We start from the raw sequence: 18,112 nt of genomic DNA, 5'->3' as shown, positions 1-18,112 counted from the left end.
ACAAACCCCTCGCTTTATATGGATGAGACGCGGTGCGTTCGCCGGGTGCGGAGGTCCAGCGCCACCAGCGTGCCGCACCACAGCAACAGCACCCCCAGAATCAACAGGGCGCAGTTTCGGAAAAAGGACTGCGGCAGCAGCAGAATGATGGGATCGGTCCGCCAGTCGAAGACCCAGTTGGTCTTACCGGGGAAAAACACCGTGTGAAACAGGACAAAGGCCCGGTCAAAATCGAGAGCCGCCAGGACGCCGATGATCAAAAACACAGCGCCCAGCCCCACAGCGGCCCAAAACCCCGGCCCGTGACCCAGCAGGCGCGCCGGGACCCGACGGGTCCGGCGGCCCAGGAACCACAGCAGCAGCCATGCTGCCAGGGCGCCGGCAAGAATTGCCAAATCCAGCCGGAACAGTACGCCCACATCGGCAAAATGGTCCCGCCCAGATTCGGAAAAGGGCAGAACACCGGCGGAAAATACCTCCGTCCGGCCGATGCAGAAATCCATCATTTCGTTATACGCCTGTCGAATCTGGTCCGCCGACAGGCCCGTCTGCTCCACCAGACCCAGGGGGCCGATGTGCAGGTAATAGAAAAACCGGCAGAGGATGGGGACGGCAATGGAGCCGCTGAGGACCAGCAGCGCCGTGACCACAGCCCGCAGCACCGTCAGCAGGCGGCTGGACCGGGTCAAATCTTTGTCTCCATGACCGTGTCGCCGTCCAGTTCCTTCCAGATGGCCCGGTCGCCCTCCAGCAGCATGTAGCCCCGGTGGGAGTTCTCCTTGGGGATGGACACAGAGCCGGGGTTCCAATAGGTGAATCCGTCATGGGCCTTGCACCGGGGCACATGGGTGTGACCGCAGAGCAAAATGTCCTTGGGCTGCAATTTGGGCGGATTGGTCTCGCCGAAGAGATGGCCGTGGGTGGCATAGATCAGGCGGCCGTTCCAGGTCAGCACGGCGTAGTCGGCCAGGATGGGGAAGTCCAGCACCATCTGGTCCACCTCGCAGTCGCAGTTGCCCCGGACGCACAGGAGCCGGTCGGCCAGCGGGTTCAGCATGGCGATGACGGCTTTGGGGTCGTAGGCCTTGGGCAAATCGTTGCGGGGGCCGTGGTAGAGGATATCACCCAGCAGCAGCAGCCGGTCCGGCTGCTCCCGCTCGTAGGCGTCCAGAAGCTTGCGGCACCAATGGGCCGAGCCATGGAGATCGGACGCGATCATCAATTTCATGGGAAGACACTCCTTTTGTTATGGATTCAAAATCCGGGCGGCCAGAGGCCGGTGCTGTACCATGGCCCCTTTGGGACAGAACTCCTGACAGCAGAAGCAGCGGATACAGGCACGGCGGTCGATGACCGGCAGTTTGTTTTTCATGGTGATGGCCTTGGCCGGACAGACGTGGGCGCATTCGCCGCAGCCGACGCAGATCGATGGCTTCACCGTGGGCCGGGGACAGACGGCGGCCTGGATGACGGCGCCGCCCACGCGGCCCAAAAGACCGCCGCGGCCCCGGAACAGCAAGCTGCTCTGGCCCTGGATGCGCCGGTAATCGGGCACGATGAAGTCCCGCCAGCCGTCGGAGACGGTGAGTTCGTCCACCGTGGCCGGAATCATCTGCCGCTCGTAGGCGGCCTCCAGGGTAGGCACGTCGCTGCGGCCCAGTCCCACCAGGGCGGCGCAGACCAAATCCAGATGGTGGGGGCTGACCGAGGCGGCCAGACAGCCCACGGGCCGGGGCGTACCGGCTGTGGGGCCGTTGCCCTCCATGCCCACAATGGCATCGCAGATGTGGAGCACCGGCTTGACGTATTCATCCAGATCAATGATCATCCGGGCGAAGTCCGCCGGATTGGAAAACTGGAAATGGAATTCCGGCTTGCGGGTGCCGGGTATCACGCCAAAGAGGTTTTTCGCGCCGCAGGACATGGCCATCATTCCATGGGTTTTCAGCTTGCACACGTTGATGACGGCGTCCACGGAATCCAGCCATGCCGTATAGGGGAAACGGCGGCAGACCCGGCCTTCCGGGTACTCCACCTCCCGCTGGGAGAAATCCTGGTTGAGCTTGGCCCCGTGCTGCTCCGTTTCATGGAGCCCGGCGGCGCTGTAGACCCGGCCCACAAAGGCGGCATTGTAAAGCCCGCCGGGGCTGTCGCCGATGATTACCTCCGCGCCGCGTTCGGTCAGCAGCTCCGACAGGGCGCTGAGGACCACCGGATGGGTGGTGGCGGCGGCGTCGGGCTTGAGAAAGGTCACCAGATTGGCCTTGAGCCCCACTTTCATACCGGGCCGGACCCAGTCCAGGCCGCCCAGAGGGGACAACAGCGCCTCCAGCGCCAGGCGGCACTGGGGCAGATCGTATGTGGAACAGGGGACGACAGACACATCCATGGCCAAAACTCCTAGTGAAATTATTCCAATTCGTTTTTAGTATACCACAGTCCAACCGTATCTGTAAAGATAGTACAGTAGAATTACACAGTAGAATTTCGACAAATTTCCCGGTTTTTCAAAAAATCTCGTTTACACCGCCGCGATTTCGTATTAAAATAGTAGACCCGGACGGCTGCCCATGGGCGCGGTCCGGGTAAAAACAGGAAAGGAAGTGGCGTGATGTCCCCATACGATTCCGACGATCTGGACGAGCTCCTGTCGGATGTCCGGCGGCTGCTGGGCGAGGACGGGGCCGACGGCGGAGACGTGTCTCCGGAAGAGCCTGCCGCCCCCAGCCACAGAGCCGTCTCCGACGAGACGCAGCAATATACACCCATCCATATGCCGCAGCAGTCGAAACCGGTGCCGCCCTGGGAGCGGCCCGACTTTGCCGGCGAGTATTTCGGCCCGGAGAACCGGGCGCCGGTGGTCCGCAGCGCTTCGGCCCGGGCGGCCCGGCCCGTGCAGACGCCCAACGGCGGCCGGCAGCCCCAGCCGAACCCTTCGGCGGCGCCTCCCCAGTCCCGCAGCGACGCCCAACGGGCGGTCCGCCGCGCCCAGGGTCCCATGTCCGCCCGGCAGATGTTCGAGGGCGAGGACGATGACGAGGATGAGGAGGACGACGAGTTGTACGAGCGCCCTGGAAAGAAACGCAAGGGCCGCTGGATCAAGCGCCTGTTCATTCTGCTGCTGATCCTTCTGGTGTTGGCGGCGGTGGTGGCCCTGGTGTCCAAGCTCATTGCCACCCAGCCCGTCTACGACGGCGCGGACAGCCTGGGCGCCCGCAAGACCGGGTCGTCCACCATTCTGCTCATCGGCACCGACGAAGGCGGCACCCGGACCGACACGCTGATGCTGCTCAACGTCAATACGGGAACCAAACAGGTATCTCTGGTCAGCATTCCCAGAGACACCCGGGTCAACGGCTCCTACTCCGTGCCCAAGATCAACGGTGTCTACGGCATCAACGGCGGCGGCGAGGAGGGCATGGAAATGCTCCAGCAGCGGGTGAAGGAATCCATCGGCTTCTGGCCCGACGGCTATATTCTGGTAAACCTGGACAGCTTTGTGGACCTGGTGGATATCATGGGCGGCGTCACCTTCAACGTTCCCCAGGATATGTACTACAATGACCCAAGCCAGAACCTCTACATCGATTTGAAGGCTGGAGAACAGAAGCTCAACGGCACGGAGGCCATGGGTCTGGTGCGGTTCCGTTCCGGCTATGCCACGGCGGATTTGGGCCGTGTGGATGTGCAGCGGGACTTTGTTTCGGCGGCGGCCAAACAGTGGCTCAACCCCATGCTGGTCTTCAAGACGCCCCAGCTGATCACCTGGCTGGGCGGCAATGTGGAGACGGATTTGGGTGTCAAGGAGCTGTCGTGGCTGGCCTGGGCCATGCTGCGCTGCGACCTGGACAATATCCAGACGGAGACGCTGCCCGGTACGGCCACCACCATTTCCGGCGGCTCCTACTATCTGCTGGACCCCTACACGGTGCCCGATACGGTGAACCGCTGCATCAACCCCTATGAGCGGGATATCACTGTGGATGATCTGTACATCCGCGGCTATTGAGGTATAAAATGGACGAATTTTACATTGATCAAACGCTGTATCATGGGCGGCCCGCTTCGGCGGCCAACCGTTTGCCTAAGGAGATGGCCTGTTACGACCTGCTGGACCGGCTGGAAATCCCCTATGCCCGTGCCGACCACAGCCACGCCGACACCATCGCCCAGTGTGAGGCCGTGGAGCAGGTTTTGGGAGAGAAGATCTGTAAAAACCTGTTTCTCTGCAACCGGCAGAAGACCAACTTCTATCTGCTGATGCTGGACGGGGAAAAGGTGTTCAAGACCAAGGACCTGTCCAAGCAGCTGGGCGTGGCCCGGCTCAGCTTTGCCGGCGCCGAGGAGATGGAGCGGTATCTGAATCTGACGCCCGGCTCCGTTACGGTGCTGGGACTGATGCACGACACGGAAAACCGGGTGCAGCTGGTTATTGACAAATCCGTGGCCGACGCGAAAAACGTCAGCTGTCACCCCTGCATCAACACGTCCACCATCTGGTTTACCATGGACGATTTGCTCCATAAGGTGCTGCCGGAGCTGCACCACGAGCCGATTTTTGTGGATTTGCCGGTGGAGGAGCCGGAAGCATGAGCGTTTACGTGCTGCCGTCGTTTACACCGGCCCAGCGGGAACGGCTGCGGGCTGCCGCCGGGTCCGTGCCGGTGCTCTTTGCGGAGGACTGCGACGAGGAGCAGCGGCGGGCGGCCTTTAGGGCCGCAACAGCCATCGTTGGAGAGCCGAAGCCGGAGACGTTGGCGGACGCGCCCAATCTCCGGTGGATTCAGATGACCTGGGCCGGGGCAGACCTGTATACCAAGGCCCCGTGGTTTCCGGACAACGTTCTGGTCAGCTGCACCACCGGCGCATTCGGCGGCGTGATTGCGGAGTATATCCTCGGCGCGGTGCTGCTGCGGCTTCGCCACCTGGACGCCTATGTGCGCCAGCAGGAGCGGGGCGTGTGGCGGCCCCAGCTGTCGGGAAAGGGCATCGAGGGCGCGACGGTTTTGATTGTCGGTGCCGGAGATATCGGCACGGAGCTGGCCAAACGGCTGCGGCCCTTTTTGCCCAAAGCTGTGATTGGCGTCCGGCGGACGGCACGAGAAAAGCCCGATTGCTTTGATGAGATGTATACCATGGAGGCCCTGCCCCGATTGTGGGGAAGGGCCGATGTGGTGGTGTGCGCCCTGCCCAATACGGCGGAGACCAGGGGACTGCTGAGCCGGGAGGTATTGTGGTCCATGAAAAACACGGCCTTGCTGGTCAATGTGGGGCGGGGAACGCTGTTGGACCCGGATGTGCTCAATGCGGTGCTGGAGTCGGGCCACTTGGCCGGAGCGGTGCTGGATGTGACCAACCCGGAACCGCTGCCGCCGGAGCATCCGCTGTGGCGGCGGGAGGATGTACTGATTACGCCCCATGTGGCGGGCGCCAGCTTTGGGGATGTACCGGAGACCACGGAGAAAATCGTGGAGATTGTGTGCAGGAACTTGAAAAAGTTTTTGCATGGAGAACAGCCGGATAATCTGGTGGATTTCGCCACCGGATACCGCTCTTTAAACACCACACAAACCCAAAAATAAAAGGTTTACTCGATTTTTTTCAAAAAATCGCAGGGGTCCAGGGGGCAGCGCCCCTGGTCGCGCCGCGCACGGCGCGAAATTCCTGCCTGCCGCAACGGGCGAAACACCCGCCCCGCGTACGGGGCGAAATTCCCCTTGTCGTTTCAAGCGCCCGCCGCAACGGGCGCAATTCCTACGGCGAAGCCGCAAGGCCGCCGTCCCCACCCCATCAGCGGGTGGTGGACGGCGGCTTTCTTTGCGCACCATCGCAGAACACAACAGTCCTGATACCCCGCAAATCATGGCCCCCGTCGTCCACCCCCGCAGGGGGCGGCGACGGGGGCCATGGCCTTTGGCCAGGGGTTGCGCCATCTGCGGATGGCGCTTTGGGACGATGGAGGAGATCGCGCCGTGCGCGGCGCGGGGATTTCGCTGGCTGCGGCCAGCGATCAGAGGCGCCGCCTCTGGACACCGCAATTTTTTTGTGAAAAAATCGAGTAAAAACGTTTCTTTTGGGTGCTCAGGAGACTTTTTGGAAGGTGCGGGTACAGCGGTCCACGACTTTCTGGCTCCGGGGCAGGAACCATTGGACCACCGGGCCAATGAGGAACACCGCCAGTACCGTGCCCAATCCCACGGTACCGCCCAAAACGAAGCCCACCACCATAAACACTGCGTCACACGTCATCCGAACCCACCGGAACTGGAACCGCTTCAGCTTGTCGGCCAAAATCACCGCCACCAGATCATTGGGACCCGTACCGGCGTCGGACCGAATCACCAGCGACATACCCGCCGCCAGAATCACGCAGCCCACCACCGACGACGCCACCCGCAGGGCCATGGGCAGGGAAGCGTTGATCCAACTGCCCAAAAGCCAGGTGAAGGCGTCAATAATCGGTCCGCCGCAGAAGGCGCAGACCACCGTACCCGGCAGCACATAACCCCGGGTGGTCACCAGCATAATCACCATCAACGCGCAGGTCACAATCACATGGGTGGTGCCGAAGGACAGCCCAACCTGGATGGAAATGCCCTGGACCAGCACCGAAAAGGGGTCCGACCCCAAATCGGACTGCAAAAACAGCGTCACGCCCAGATGGGCCACCGTCAGACCCAACAGCAGCAGCACCAGCCGGATTGCCCATTCTTTCCATGTTCTGTGTTTCATAGTGTTCCCTCCTGTCGCTGGGCCTCGATCTGCTCGGCCAGTTCCGTCAGATAGACCCAACGTTCTGTTTTTTCGTCCAGCTGGGCTTCCAGCCGGCTTTTTTCCTCGCTCAACCGCTCCAAAGCCAAATAGTCCGAGGCGTTTTCCACGATCTCCCGGTCACAGGCGGCGATTTTTTCCTCCAACGCCGCAATGTCCGCGTCAATGGTATCGTATTCCCGCTGCTCTTTGAAGGAGAACTTCAATTTCTTGGGCCGGGGCTTGGGCGGCTCCTTTTTCTCCGCGGCCTTTTTCTCCGGAGCTTCTGGCGCGGGCCGGGACGCGGCGTAGTCGCTGTAGTTGCCCACATGGCGGGTGACGATGCCGCCGTCTCCCACTTCTAAAATCTCCCCCGCCAGCCGGTCCAGAAAATACCGGTCATGGGACACGGCCAGCACCGGACCGGGAAACGTCTCCAGATAGTCCTCCAGAATGGACAGCGTCGTGATGTCCAGGTCGTTGGTTGGCTCGTCCAGCAGCAGCACATTGGGGGCCTGCATCAGAATGCTCAGCAGATACAGCCGCCGCTTTTCGCCGCCGGACAGCTTGCCGATCTGCCGGTACTGGACCTCCGGCGGGAACAGAAACCGCTCCAACATCTGTGACGCCGACAAAGTTCCTTCCGATGTGGTCACCTGACTGCCGATTTCGGAAATGCAGTCGAACACCCGTTGCGTGGGGTCCAGGTCCCGGCCCTCCTGGGTGAAATAGCCGATTTTCACCGTCTGGCCGATTTCCACTGTGCCGCTGTCCGGGGCCAGACGGCCTGCGATCATGTTGAGCAGCGTGGACTTGCCCGCACCGTTGCGGCCCACGATGCCCAGTCGGTCCTCGCGGCTGATGGACAGGGAGAAATCCGCAAGGACCACTTTGCCGCCGTAGGATTTGGAAACGTGGTCCAACGCAATGATCTGCTTGCCCAGCCGACTGGCCTGGGCCGCTACCTGCACCGTGCCGTCGGCGGCTTCCTGGGTCTGATTGACCAATGCGTGATACCGCTCCACCCGGTCCTTGCTCTTGGTGGTCCTGGCCCGGCAGCCCCGTAGGATCCATTCCCGTTCCCGCCGCAGCAGCGCCTGCCGCTTCCGTTCCGACGCCTCCTGCATCTGGGCTTCCTGGTCCTTCAGTTCCAGATATTTGGAATAGTTGGCCTCGTAGAACCGTAATTTTGCATGGGACAACTCGGCAATCTCCGTGACGACACGTTCCAGAAAATACCGGTCGTGGGTGACCATAATCAGGCCGCCCCGGAATTTTTTCAGCCGATCTTCCAGCCACGCCACCATGTCGGCGTCCAGATGGTTTGTCGGCTCGTCGAGAATCAGCACATCCGCCGGATGAATCAGCGCCGCCGCCAAGGCCACCCGCTTTTTCTGGCCGCCGGACAACGTGCCCACTTTCTGGTCAAAATCGGTGATGCCCAGCTTGGTCAGCATGGAGCGGGCCTCGTACTCGGCCAGCTCCCGGAATGCAGCGGGCCAGGCGGCAAACACCTGCTCCATCACCGTGTGCTCCGGCTCCATATGGGGGTCCTGGGAGAGATAGGACACTTGAATGTTGGGGTCCAGGGTCACTGTGCCGCTGTCGGGTTCGGCCGCCCCGGCCAGAACCCGCAGCAGCGACGACTTGCCGGTGCCGTTGATGCCGATGATGCCGATGCGGTCCCCGGCATTGAGGTGGATGGTCACATCGGTGAAAAGTTGACGGGTGCCGTAGTTCATGGACACCTGTTCTGCACGTAACAACATGGGGGATTCTCCGTTCCTGGTGATTTTCTCCATTGTACCACAGGACAGGGCCATTGACCACGGGAACTTTTGCCGGTATACTGTTGGGGATTGATTTGGAAAGGCGGGATGGATATGGTGGTGGGACGGTTTGCCCCCAGTCCCAGCGGACGGATGCACCTGGGCAACGTGTGGAGCGCCCTGCTGGCGTGGCTGTCGGTGCGGTCTCAGGGCGGCGAGATGGTTCTGCGGCTGGAGGACCTGGACCCGGACCGGTGCCGTCCGGCATACTGCGACCAGCTCAAGGACGATCTCCAATGGCTGGGCCTGGACTGGGACCGGGAGCAGCCGCGGCAGAGCCGACGGACCGCCGCCTATGCTGCGGCCTTTTCCAAACTGGAATCCATGGGACTGGTCTACCCCTGCTACTGCTCCCGGGCGGACCTCCATGCGGCCAATGCTCCCCACGCCTCCGACGGGCGGCTGCTCTACGCCGGGACGTGCCGGTATCTGACAGAGCAGCAGCGGCGGGAAAAGACCAAGGCCCCGGCGTGGCGGCTGATGGTACCCGATGAAACCGTGACCTTCACCGACGGCTTACAGGGGACCATCTCGGAAAACCTGGCCGCCGACTGCGGCGACTTTCTCATCCGGCGGGCCGACGGCGTCTATGCCTACCAGCTGGCCGTGGTGGTGGACGATCTGGAGGGCGGCATCACAGAGGTGGTCCGGGGCCGGGATTTGCTGGATTCCACCCCCCGGCAGCGGTACCTGTACAAACTGTTGGAGGGTATGCCCCCGGCGACGTACCATGTGCCCCTGCTGCTGGCCGCCGACGGGCGGCGGCTCAGCAAGCGGGAGCGGGACCTGGACCTGGGGATTCTGCGGAACACCCTGTCGCCGGAGGCCCTTCTGGGCCGCTTGGCGGCGCTGGCGGGACTGCTGGACCGGCCGGAACCGATATCCGCCGGAGAGTTGGTGCGGTATTTTCACTGGAATCGTGTACCCCGTCAAGATATCTTTGTGGAATTTGGGGATTTTTGCTGAAATTGGCAGCAATTTGGGCCGGTGCGCCTTTACAATGAAAAGTGGAGTATGCTATAATCAAATTACGTTTATGTGCAGAGCGGCTGCTGCCGTCCGCATGCCACTCTGCGGCCATGGGGCTGTACCTATGGTGCGTGTTTTATGAATCCGGCGCGCCATCCCAACGGCGGGCCGAAAAACGAAGGGATGAACCATCATGTATAAAATCGTGCGCAAGCAGGAGCTGAACCCGACCGTCACACTGCTGGAGATCGAGGCCCCCTTTGTGGCCAGAAAGGCTCTGGCCGGTCAGTTCATCATTTTCCGTGTGGACGAGAAGTCCGAGCGGGTACCCCTGACCATCGCTGGCTATGACCGGGAGAAGGGCACCGTCACCATCATCTTCCAGAAGGTGGGCCTGGCCACCAATATGCTGGGCGCCCTCAACGAAGGCGACTCCATCCGTGACTTTGTGGGCCCCCTGGGCCGTCCCACCAACATCGAGGGCAAGAAGCGTGTCTGCGTTGTCGGCGGCGGCGTGGGCTGTGCCATCGCGTACCCTTCTGCCAAGGCCTTCCATGAGGCCGGTGTGCAGGTGGATGTCATTGCCGGTTTCCGCAGCAAGGACATTGTCATTTTGGAAGAGGAGTTCAAGGCCGCTTGCGACAACTTCTATTTGATGACCGACGACGGCTCCTACGGCGAGCAGGGCTTCGTTACCGCAAAGCTCCAGCAGCTGCTGGAGGCCGGTAATCAGTATGATGAAGTCCTGGCTATCGGCCCCATCCCCATGATGAAGTTTGTGGCTGCCACCACCAAACCCTTCAACGTTCCCACCACCGTCTCCCTGAACCCCATCATGGTGGACGGCACCGGTATGTGCGGCGGCTGCCGTGTCACCGTGGGCGGCGAGGTCAAGTTCGCCTGCGTCGACGGCCCCGACTTTGACGGCCACCAAGTGGACTTCGCCGAGCTCATGAACCGTAACTCTGTGTACAAGACACGGGAGACCGAGACGGCCAAGACCCATATGTGCCGCATTGAGAAGATGGGCAAAGATTTGATTCAGTAAGGGAGGCAGCAACCATGGCAAATATGCAGACCACCAAGACTCCGATGCCGGAGCAGGACGCCAACGTCCGTAATCATAACTTTGACGAAGTGGCCCTGGGCTATACCGCCGAGATGGCCGTCTCCGAGGCACAGCGCTGCCTGCAATGTAAGAAGCCCCCCTGCGTGGGCGGCTGCCCCGTCAACGTTCGCATCCCCGAGTTCATCGCCAAGGTGGCCGAGGGCGACTTCCAGGGCGCTTACGATATCATCACTTCCACCAACGCCCTGCCGGCCCTGTCCGGCCGTGTCTGCCCGCAGGAGACCCAGTGTGAAGCCGTCTGTGTCCGCGGCAAGAAGGGTGAGCCTGTAGCCATCGGCCGTCTGGAGCGTTTCGTGGCCGACTGGTACATGGAGAACGTCAACAAAATGCCCGAAAAGGTCCCCTCCAACGGCAAGAAGGTGGCCGTGGTCGGCTCCGGCCCCGCCGGTCTGACCTGTGCCAGCGATCTGGCCAAGAAGGGCTATGAGGTCACCATGTTCGAGGCATTGCACACCGCCGGCGGCGTGCTGGTCTACGGTATCCCCGAGTTCCGTCTGCCCAAGGCCATCGTTCAGAACGAGGTTGACAAGCTGGAGGCCCAGGGCGTCAATGTCATGACCAACATGGTCATCGGCAAGGTCCTGTCCATCGACGAGCTGTTTGAGATGGGCTTCCAGGCTGTGTTCGTCGGCTCCGGCGCCGGTCTGCCCATGTTCATGGGTATCCCCGGCGAGGCCCTGGTGGGCGTGTACTCCGCCAATGAGTACCTGACCCGCGTCAACCTGATGAAGGCCTACCTGGAGGAGGACGATACCCCCATTATCAAGTCCAAGGCTGTGGCCGTCGTCGGCGGCGGCAACGTGGCTATGGACGCCGCCCGCTGCGCCAAGCGTCTGGGCGCCGAGCATGTGTACATCGTCTACCGCCGCGGCGAGGCTGAAATGCCCGCCCGTGCAGAGGAGCTGCACCACGCCAAGGAAGAGGGCATCGAACTGCGGGTCCTGTGCAACCCCGTGGAGATTCTCAACGACGGCAATGGCCGCGTGGGCGCCATGAAGTGCATCCGCATGGAGCTGGGTGAGCCTGACGCGTCCGGCCGCCGCAGACCCGTGGAGATTCCCGGCAGCGAGTTTGAGCTGCCCGTGGATACCGTCATCATGAGCTTGGGTACGTCTCCAAACCCCCTGATCCGGTCCACCACCCCCGGCCTGGAGACCAACCGCAAGGGCTGCCTCATCGTCAACGAGGACACCATGATGACCACCCGCGACCAGGTCTACGCCGGCGGCGACGCCGTCACCGGTGCGGCCACCGTCATTCTGGCCATGGGTGCCGGTAAGAAGGCCGCCGAGGCCATTGACGCCTCTCTGTCCAAGTAAGCACCATCCCGAAGGGCTGTTGCATCGCAACAGCCCTTTTTTGCACATACTACGGAAAAATCAGAAAAATGGAGGAACAGTATGGCAACCTTGGAAAACACCATGGCCTTTCTGGACCGCAGCCCCAGCCCCTTCCATGCCGTGGCCGCCGCCGCGGCCCTGCTGGATCAGGCCGGTTTCACCCGTCTGGAAGAGGGCAGCGCCTGGGCATTGGCTCCCGGCGGTCAATATTATGTCACCCGCAATCAGAGCAGCCTGATCGCGTTCCGCCTGCCGAATGAAACATTGACGGCCTGGCGTATGACGGCGGCCCACAGCGACGTCCCCACCTTTGCCGTCAAGGGGGATCGGCTGGACGGCGACGCCAAATACGCCCGCCTGTCCGCCGAGGGCTACGGCGGCATGATTCACTACACCTGGATGGATCGGCCCCTGACCGTGGCGGGCCGTGTCATTGTCCGTACCAAAGAGGGGGTGGAAAGTCGTCTGGTGTATCTGGACCGGGACCTGCTGACCATGCCCAGCTTGGCCATCCACCAGCAGCGGGACGTGAACCGGGGCCACGAGTTCAACGGCCAGAAGGAATTGCAGCCCCTGTACGGCCTGTCCGGCGGCAAGAGCCTGACGGCCCTGCTGGCCGAAGCGCTGAACGTGGCGGAATCGGACATTCTGGGCCGGGATTTGTTCCTGTGCCCCCGGCAGAAGGCTGTCCGCATCGGCGCGGAGGGAGAACTGTTCCAGTCGCCCCGCATTGACGATCTGGCCTGTGCCTACGCCACGCTGGAAGGGTTTCTGCATGCTGGAACCAGCGAAAAACTGGGGCAGATTTACTGCCTGTTTGACAATGAAGAGGTGGGCAGCGGCACCCGCCAGGGCGCAAAAAGTACCCTGCTGCCCGACGTGCTGGAGCGGACGGCTGACGCCCTGGGCCTGACCGGCGAGGAGCGCCGCATGGCGTTGGCCCACAGTATGCTCCTCAGTGCCGACAACGGCCACGCCGTCCACCCCAATTTCCCCGAAAAGGCCGACCCGGCCAACCGGGTCTACCCCAACGGCGGCGTGGTGGTCAAATATTCGGCCAACCAGAAGTACACCACCAACGGCGTGACGGCGGGCCTGTTCCGGGCCGTCTGCGACGAAGCCGGCGTACCGGTCCAGATTTTCGCCAACCGGGCCGACGAGGCCGGCGGTTCCACGTTGGGCAATTTGCTGACCCAGTTGGTCAGTATCCCCATGGTGGATATCGGCATGGCCCAGCTGGCCATGCACTCCGCCGTGGAGACGGCGGGCAGCGAGGACCCGGCCCATATGGCAAAAGCCTGCGAAACCTTCTTTCAGCGGGAATTCACCCAGACCGCCGACGGTGTCTATACCTTTTAATGTATAGAATCTGAAAAAATTTCCCAAACTCCCTTCAGAATCATCTGGAGGGAGTTTTTACTTATGAAAGTACAGGACTTTATGACACCGGGACCGGTCTGCGTGGCCCCGGAGGACATGGCCGCGTCGGCGGCCCGGGTGCTGTCCCGGTACAACATCGGCTCCGTGCCGGTCTGCGCCAAGGGCGGAAAGCTCTGCGGCTTGCTGACGGACCGGGACATTGTATTGCGCTGTGTGGCGGCGGGACTGCCGCCGGAAAAAACCGCCGTGGCCGATATCATGACCCGGCGCATTGTGGCCGCCGCCCCCGGCGACGATGCCGAGGAAGCCGCCCAGCGCATGGCCCTGGAACAGGTGCGGCGTCTTCCGGTGGTGGAGGGCGGCAAGCTGGTGGGGGTGCTGTCCCTAGGCGATCTGACGGTCAACGACCGGTTCCGCATGGAGGCGTCGGACTGTCTGGCGGAAATCTGCACCAATTTAAAAAAACGATAGGGAAAACGGGAAAAAAAGCAAAAAACTATTTGACATTCGGTGGTTGTCCTGCTATACTGGAAAAGCCGCATCGAAGAGGTTGACAGTCGAGGTATGCCCTCGCACCTCCAGAGCGAGTCTACAAACAAAAGGTAGGTGCAATTTGAAATGCAGGCTATTATCGTTACCGGTGGCAAGCAGTACAACGTCAAGGAAGGCGACGTGCTGTTCATCGAAAAGCTGAATGTTGAAGCCGATCAGACCGTGACGTTCGACAAGGTTCTGGCTGTGGTTGATGGCGAGAACTCCAAGTTCGGTACTCCCGTGGTTGCTGGCGCTTCCGTGGCTGCCAAGGTCCTCAAGAACGGCAAGGGCAAGAAGATCACCGTCTTCAAGTACCGTCCCAAGAAGGACTCCAAGAGCTGCCAGGGCCATCGTCAGCCCTACACCAAGGTGCAGATCGAGAAGATCTCTGTGTAATGACCAGAGTCGAATTTTTTGATCAGGACGGCAGAATCACCGGATTCTGCTGCGAGGGCCACAGCGGCTACGCCGAGGCGGGCAGCGACATTGTCTGCGCCGCCGTCACCACGGCCATTCGGATGGCCGAGTGCACCATCAACGATGTGTGCGGCTGCCGCGCCAAAACCCGTGTCAATGACAAGGAGGCCCGGATCACCTTGACACTCCCCGCCAGCTGCGACGAGGAGGAGACGGTACAGGCGGTACTCACCGGCCTGATGCTGACCCTCTGCGAGCTGCGGGACGAGTATCCGGATTATATCGAAGTCATGGAGGTGCAATAACATGCTTAACATTGGTTTTCAGTTCTTCGCTCACAAGAAGGGCGGCGGTTCCACCAAGAACGGCCGTGATTCCGAGGCTAAGCGCCTGGGCGTGAAGCGTGCCGACGGTCAGTTTGTCCTGGCCGGCAACATTCTGGTTCGGCAGAGAGGCACCCATATCCACCCTGGCAAGAACGTGGGCATCGGCAGCGACGACACCCTGTTCGCTCTGATCGACGGTACCGTCAAGTTCGAGCGCATGGGCAAGGACCGCAAGATGGCGTCCGTCTACGCTGTAGAGCAGTAATTTACCGATGAAAAATCCCGAACAGCACTGTTCGGGATTTTTTTATTCAGAATGGAGGAAGACCCGTGTCCGCATTTATCGATAAAGTAAGAATCACCGTCAAGGCCGGCCGCGGCGGCGATGGCGCCGTGGCCTTCCACCGGGAGAAGTTTGTGGCCGCCGGCGGCCCCGACGGCGGTGACGGCGGCAATGGCGGCAGCATTGTCCTGCGGGTGGACGATCATATGTCCACGCTGATGGACTTCCGCTACAAGCGCAAATACACCGCCGCCGACGGCATCAAGGGCGAGGGCGGCCGCCGTAAGGGCAAGGCCGGTGAAAACCTCATCATCAAGGTGCCCCGCGGCACCGTGGTCCGGGATGCCGAGACCAACGAGATCATCAAGGATATGTCCGACGACGAGGACTTCATCCTGGCTAAGGGCGGCCGGGGCGGCTGGGGCAATCACCATTTCGCCACACCCACCCGGCAGGTGCCCCGCTTTGCCAAGGCGGGTCTGCCCGGCGAGAGCCACGATGTGATTCTGGAGCTGAAGCTCCTGGCCGATGTGGGTCTGGTGGGCTTCCCCAACGTGGGCAAGTCCACGCTGCTGTCCGTCACATCCAACGCCCGGCCCAAGATCGCCAACTACCACTTTACGACCCTGTTCCCCAATCTGGGCGTCATCTATGTGGAGGAGGGCGTATCCTTTGTCATGGCCGATATCCCCGGTATCATTGAAGGCGCCGCAGAGGGCGCGGGATTGGGCCACGATTTTCTCCGTCACATCGACCGCTGCCGCCTGATGATCCATGTGGTGGACGTGTCCGGCAGCGAGGACCGGGACCCGGTGGAGGATTTTGAGAAGATCAACGCCGAGCTGCGGGAGTATTCTCCGGAGCTGGCGGAGCGGCCCATGATCGTGGCCGCCAACAAGATCGATCTGCTGTCCCCCGACAGCGATAGCCTGGAACGGCTGCGCAATTACGTCACCGAACGGGGCTATGAGTTTTATGAAATTTCCGCCGCCACCACCGCCGGTACGCGGGATTTGATGAAGGTGGTGGCTGGGAAGCTGGCCCAGCTGCCTCCGGTCATCGTTTACGAGCCGGAGTACGTCAAGCCCCTGGCCGAGGCCGGCGGTGTAGAGGAATTGACCATCAAGCAGTTTGACGACGTGTGGAGCGTCTCCGGTCCCTGGATGGAGCGGCTGCTGGGTGACGTCAACTTTGACGATTACGAGTCCCGGATGTACTTCGACCGGCAGCTGCGCAAGAGCGGCCTGTTTGCCCGGCTGGAGGAGATGGGTATCCAGGACGGCGACACCGTCAGCATCTACAACTGGGAATTCACCTACGAGAAATAAGCAGAAGGCCCTCGTCTGCCGCCCCAGGGCGGAGACGAGGGCCTTGCGGCATTTGCCGCGAGGGTTGCGCCATCTGCGGATGGCGCTGGGGACGCTGGGGGATTTCGCGCCATGCGCGGCACGGGTATTTCGCCCGCTGCGGCGGGCGACCGGGGGCGCCGCCCCCTGGACCCCTGCGATTTTTTGAAAAAAATCGAGTAAAACTTTAATTGTTTGGGCTGTGCAAAACTGGGAGGTCCTATGATAATATATGACAACATCCATCAGGGCGTCTTTCTTCGCCGCCCCAACCGCTTTCTGGCCCATGTGGTCATCGACGGCAGGGAAGTGGTGGCCCATGTGAAAAACACGGGCCGCTGTGGAGAACTTCTGATTCCCGGCACGGAGGTCTGGTGTACCTACCACGACGACCCGCAGAGAAAAACCCGGTGGTCCCTCATTACTGTCCGCAAGGGCGATACCTTATTTAATATCGATTCCCAGGTTCCGAACCGGTTGGCCGGGGAGTGGATGCAGCAGGGCGGCCTGGGGGTGGCCGTGGAGCGGCAGAAAGCCGAGCACCGCTACGGCGATGCCCGGCTGGACTGGTATTTTGTCGCAGGCGGGCGGCCCTGCCTGCTGGAAGTGAAGGGGGTCACATTGGAACAGGATGGTGTGGCCCGGTTCCCCGACGCCCCCACGGAACGGGGGACCAAGCATGTCCACCACTTGCGCCAAGCCGTGGGGGAGGGCTACGGGGCTTATATCCTCTTCGTCTGCCAGATGGCGGGCATTTTGCGCGTAGAACCCAACATCGACCGGGACCCGGCGTTTGCACAGGCGTTGTGGTCGGCCCGGGAAGCGGGCGTACAGCTGCTGGCGGTGGAATGCGATGTGACACCCGATTCCATCACCGCTGCCCGGCCGGTGCCGGTGGTGCTGCCCAGTCAGTGCAGCAGCTTGTAAATCCCGTTGGCGATGGCGGCAAAGCCCTCGATTTCCAGCGTCTCACCCCGGACATTGGCGGGCAGACCGCAATCCTCGATGACGGCGGAAAGCTGTTCCTTGGTGAGATTGGAGAAGCCGCTGGACAGGCCGTTGAGCAGCGTCTTGCGCCGCTGGGCGAAGCTGGCCCGGACCACCCGGAAAAAGAGCGCTTCATCCTCGATGTGGCAGGGCGGTTCCGTCCGCATGGTCAGCTTGAGAATGGCGGACATTACCTTGGGCTGGGGGATGAAGCAGGAGGGCGGCACGTCAAAGAGCAGCTCCGGCTGGGCGTAATACTGACAGAAGACGCTGAACGCGCCGTAATTGCCGCTGCCGGGTCTGGAACAGATCCGCTGGGCCACTTCTTTCTGGACCATGACCGTTACCGCTTCAAAGGCCCGGCTTTCCAGCAGGGCGGCCAGCACGGGAGACGTAATATAATAAGGTAGGTTGGCGCAGGCCATGGGCCGCAGGCCGGGAAATTCCTCCCGCACCAATTGGGCAATGTCCTGCTTGAGCACGTCGTCAAACTGAATGCGCAGATTGTCGAAGCGGCCCAGGGTTTCCGCCAGAATGGGCTGCAAGGTCCGGTCCACTTCCACAGCCAGCACCTTTCTGGCGTTCAGGCACAGCTGTTCCGTCAGGGGGCCGATGCCGGGTCCCACCTCCAGGACGCCGCAGGTCTCATCGATGCCGGCGGCTTCCACAATCTGCCGGGGCACCCAGCTCTGGGTCAGAAAATTCTGGCCTTTGGCCTTGGAGAACCGGAAGCCGTGCCGGTGCAGCAGTTCCTTGATGTCATTGATATTGCAAAGATCCATGGTGATCCTCCGTGGTATACTATATAATATAGAAATCGTC

Annotated in this window: 20 protein-coding genes; 14 read left to right on the top strand and 6 right to left on the bottom strand. The window is 61.5% G+C overall.

What is annotated here, in order from left to right; translation table 11 throughout:
- Positions 1-14 precede the first annotated feature (14 nt).
- From ACTQ33_RS02870 to ACTQ33_RS02860, 3 genes are read right to left on the bottom strand one after another with little or no spacing between them, the layout of a single operon-like run.
- A complete protein-coding gene (locus tag ACTQ33_RS02870) occupies positions 15-689 on the bottom strand; it encodes a TIGR01906 family membrane protein (RefSeq protein WP_441461998.1) in 675 nt (224 codons plus the stop codon).
- Positions 686-1,228, bottom strand: coding sequence for a phosphodiesterase (gene yfcE / locus ACTQ33_RS02865; RefSeq protein ID WP_441461997.1), 543 nt, complete (start codon positions 1,226-1,228; stop codon positions 686-688). The genes ACTQ33_RS02870 and yfcE overlap by 4 nt, the downstream gene beginning before the upstream one ends.
- An 18-nt stretch (positions 1,229-1,246) precedes the next feature.
- Entirely contained in the window at positions 1,247-2,389 is a 1,143-nt protein-coding gene (locus ACTQ33_RS02860) for a DUF362 domain-containing protein (protein WP_441461995.1), read from the bottom strand.
- A gap of 222 nt (positions 2,390-2,611) precedes the next feature.
- Here ACTQ33_RS02860 and ACTQ33_RS02855 point away from each other — a divergent pair, with 222 nt between their 5' ends.
- From ACTQ33_RS02855 to ACTQ33_RS02840, 4 genes are all read left to right on the top strand, one after another.
- Positions 2,612-4,009 (top strand): LCP family glycopolymer transferase, encoded by a 1,398-nt coding sequence (locus ACTQ33_RS02855; protein ID WP_441461994.1) that lies wholly within the window; start codon positions 2,612-2,614, stop codon positions 4,007-4,009.
- 8 nt (positions 4,010-4,017) lie between these two features.
- Positions 4,018-4,593 (top strand): prolyl-tRNA synthetase associated domain-containing protein, encoded by a 576-nt coding sequence (locus ACTQ33_RS02850; RefSeq protein WP_441461992.1) that lies wholly within the window; start codon positions 4,018-4,020, stop codon positions 4,591-4,593.
- Positions 4,590-5,582 (top strand): D-2-hydroxyacid dehydrogenase, encoded by a 993-nt coding sequence (locus tag ACTQ33_RS02845; protein WP_441461991.1) that lies wholly within the window; start codon positions 4,590-4,592, stop codon positions 5,580-5,582. The genes ACTQ33_RS02850 and ACTQ33_RS02845 overlap by 4 nt, the downstream gene beginning before the upstream one ends.
- Before the next feature lie 324 nt (positions 5,583-5,906).
- The gene (locus tag ACTQ33_RS02840) at positions 5,907-6,062 is read left to right on the top strand and encodes a hypothetical protein (protein WP_441461989.1); all 156 of its coding nucleotides are present in this window, start codon (positions 5,907-5,909) and stop codon (positions 6,060-6,062) included.
- Between the two features lie 19 nt (positions 6,063-6,081).
- Here ACTQ33_RS02840 and ACTQ33_RS02835 read toward each other — a convergent pair whose 3' ends face one another.
- Positions 6,082-6,732: a YczE/YyaS/YitT family protein gene (locus ACTQ33_RS02835; RefSeq protein ID WP_441461988.1), complete on the bottom strand. Its 651-nt coding sequence runs from the start codon at positions 6,730-6,732 to the stop codon at positions 6,082-6,084.
- On the bottom strand, positions 6,729-8,519 hold the full coding sequence (locus tag ACTQ33_RS02830; protein ID WP_441461986.1) for an ABC-F family ATP-binding cassette domain-containing protein: 1,791 nt from the start codon (positions 8,517-8,519) through the stop codon (positions 6,729-6,731). Before ACTQ33_RS02830 ends, ACTQ33_RS02835 begins: the two co-directional genes overlap by 4 nt.
- 108 nt (positions 8,520-8,627) lie before the next feature.
- Between ACTQ33_RS02830 and gluQRS the strand changes: the two genes are divergently transcribed.
- The 10 genes from gluQRS (at position 8,628) to sfsA (ending at position 17,230) form a co-directional block, all read left to right on the top strand.
- On the top strand, positions 8,628-9,545 hold the full coding sequence (gluQRS, locus tag ACTQ33_RS02825) for a tRNA glutamyl-Q(34) synthetase GluQRS (protein ID WP_441461984.1): 918 nt from the start codon (positions 8,628-8,630) through the stop codon (positions 9,543-9,545).
- Between the two features lie 196 nt (positions 9,546-9,741).
- On the top strand, positions 9,742-10,596 hold the full coding sequence (locus tag ACTQ33_RS02820; RefSeq protein ID WP_441461982.1) for a sulfide/dihydroorotate dehydrogenase-like FAD/NAD-binding protein: 855 nt from the start codon (positions 9,742-9,744) through the stop codon (positions 10,594-10,596).
- A 14-nt stretch (positions 10,597-10,610) separates the two neighbouring features.
- Complete coding sequence (gltA, locus tag ACTQ33_RS02815; RefSeq protein ID WP_441461980.1) at positions 10,611-11,996, top strand: NADPH-dependent glutamate synthase; 1,386 nt, start codon at positions 10,611-10,613, stop codon at positions 11,994-11,996.
- 81 nt (positions 11,997-12,077) lie between these two features.
- A complete protein-coding gene (locus ACTQ33_RS02810) occupies positions 12,078-13,376 on the top strand; it encodes a M18 family aminopeptidase (RefSeq protein ID WP_441461978.1) in 1,299 nt (432 codons plus the stop codon).
- Between the two features lie 63 nt (positions 13,377-13,439).
- The gene (locus tag ACTQ33_RS02805) at positions 13,440-13,868 is read left to right on the top strand and encodes a CBS domain-containing protein (protein ID WP_441461976.1); all 429 of its coding nucleotides are present in this window, start codon (positions 13,440-13,442) and stop codon (positions 13,866-13,868) included.
- A gap of 147 nt (positions 13,869-14,015) precedes the next feature.
- Complete coding sequence (gene rplU, locus ACTQ33_RS02800; RefSeq protein WP_441461974.1) at positions 14,016-14,327, top strand: 50S ribosomal protein L21; 312 nt, start codon at positions 14,016-14,018, stop codon at positions 14,325-14,327.
- Complete coding sequence (locus ACTQ33_RS02795) at positions 14,327-14,653, top strand: ribosomal-processing cysteine protease Prp (protein ID WP_441461972.1); 327 nt, start codon at positions 14,327-14,329, stop codon at positions 14,651-14,653. The genes rplU and ACTQ33_RS02795 overlap by 1 nt, the downstream gene beginning before the upstream one ends.
- Before the next feature lies 1 nt (position 14,654).
- Positions 14,655-14,939 (top strand): 50S ribosomal protein L27, encoded by a 285-nt coding sequence (gene rpmA, locus ACTQ33_RS02790; RefSeq protein WP_441461971.1) that lies wholly within the window; start codon positions 14,655-14,657, stop codon positions 14,937-14,939.
- 65 nt (positions 14,940-15,004) lie between these two features.
- A complete protein-coding gene (gene obgE / locus ACTQ33_RS02785) occupies positions 15,005-16,285 on the top strand; it encodes a GTPase ObgE (RefSeq protein ID WP_441461969.1) in 1,281 nt (426 codons plus the stop codon).
- Positions 16,286-16,528: 243 nt separating this feature from the next.
- The gene (sfsA, locus tag ACTQ33_RS02780; protein ID WP_441462037.1) at positions 16,529-17,230 is read left to right on the top strand and encodes a DNA/RNA nuclease SfsA; all 702 of its coding nucleotides are present in this window, start codon (positions 16,529-16,531) and stop codon (positions 17,228-17,230) included.
- Here sfsA and rsmA read toward each other — a convergent pair.
- Complete coding sequence (gene rsmA, locus ACTQ33_RS02775) at positions 17,212-18,072, bottom strand: 16S rRNA (adenine(1518)-N(6)/adenine(1519)-N(6))-dimethyltransferase RsmA (RefSeq protein WP_441461967.1); 861 nt, start codon at positions 18,070-18,072, stop codon at positions 17,212-17,214. The two genes, sfsA and rsmA, sit on opposite strands and share 19 nt — an antisense overlap.
- Positions 18,073-18,112 lie beyond the last annotated feature (40 nt).

Origin of the sequence: Candidatus Avoscillospira sp. LCP25S3_F1 (assembly GCF_052117125.1) — a bacterium.
Taxonomy (GTDB): Bacteria; Bacillota; Clostridia; order Oscillospirales; family Oscillospiraceae; genus Avoscillospira_A.
The sequence above is the reverse complement of the archived record's forward strand: the minus strand, read 5'-3'. Positions and strand labels throughout refer to the sequence as shown.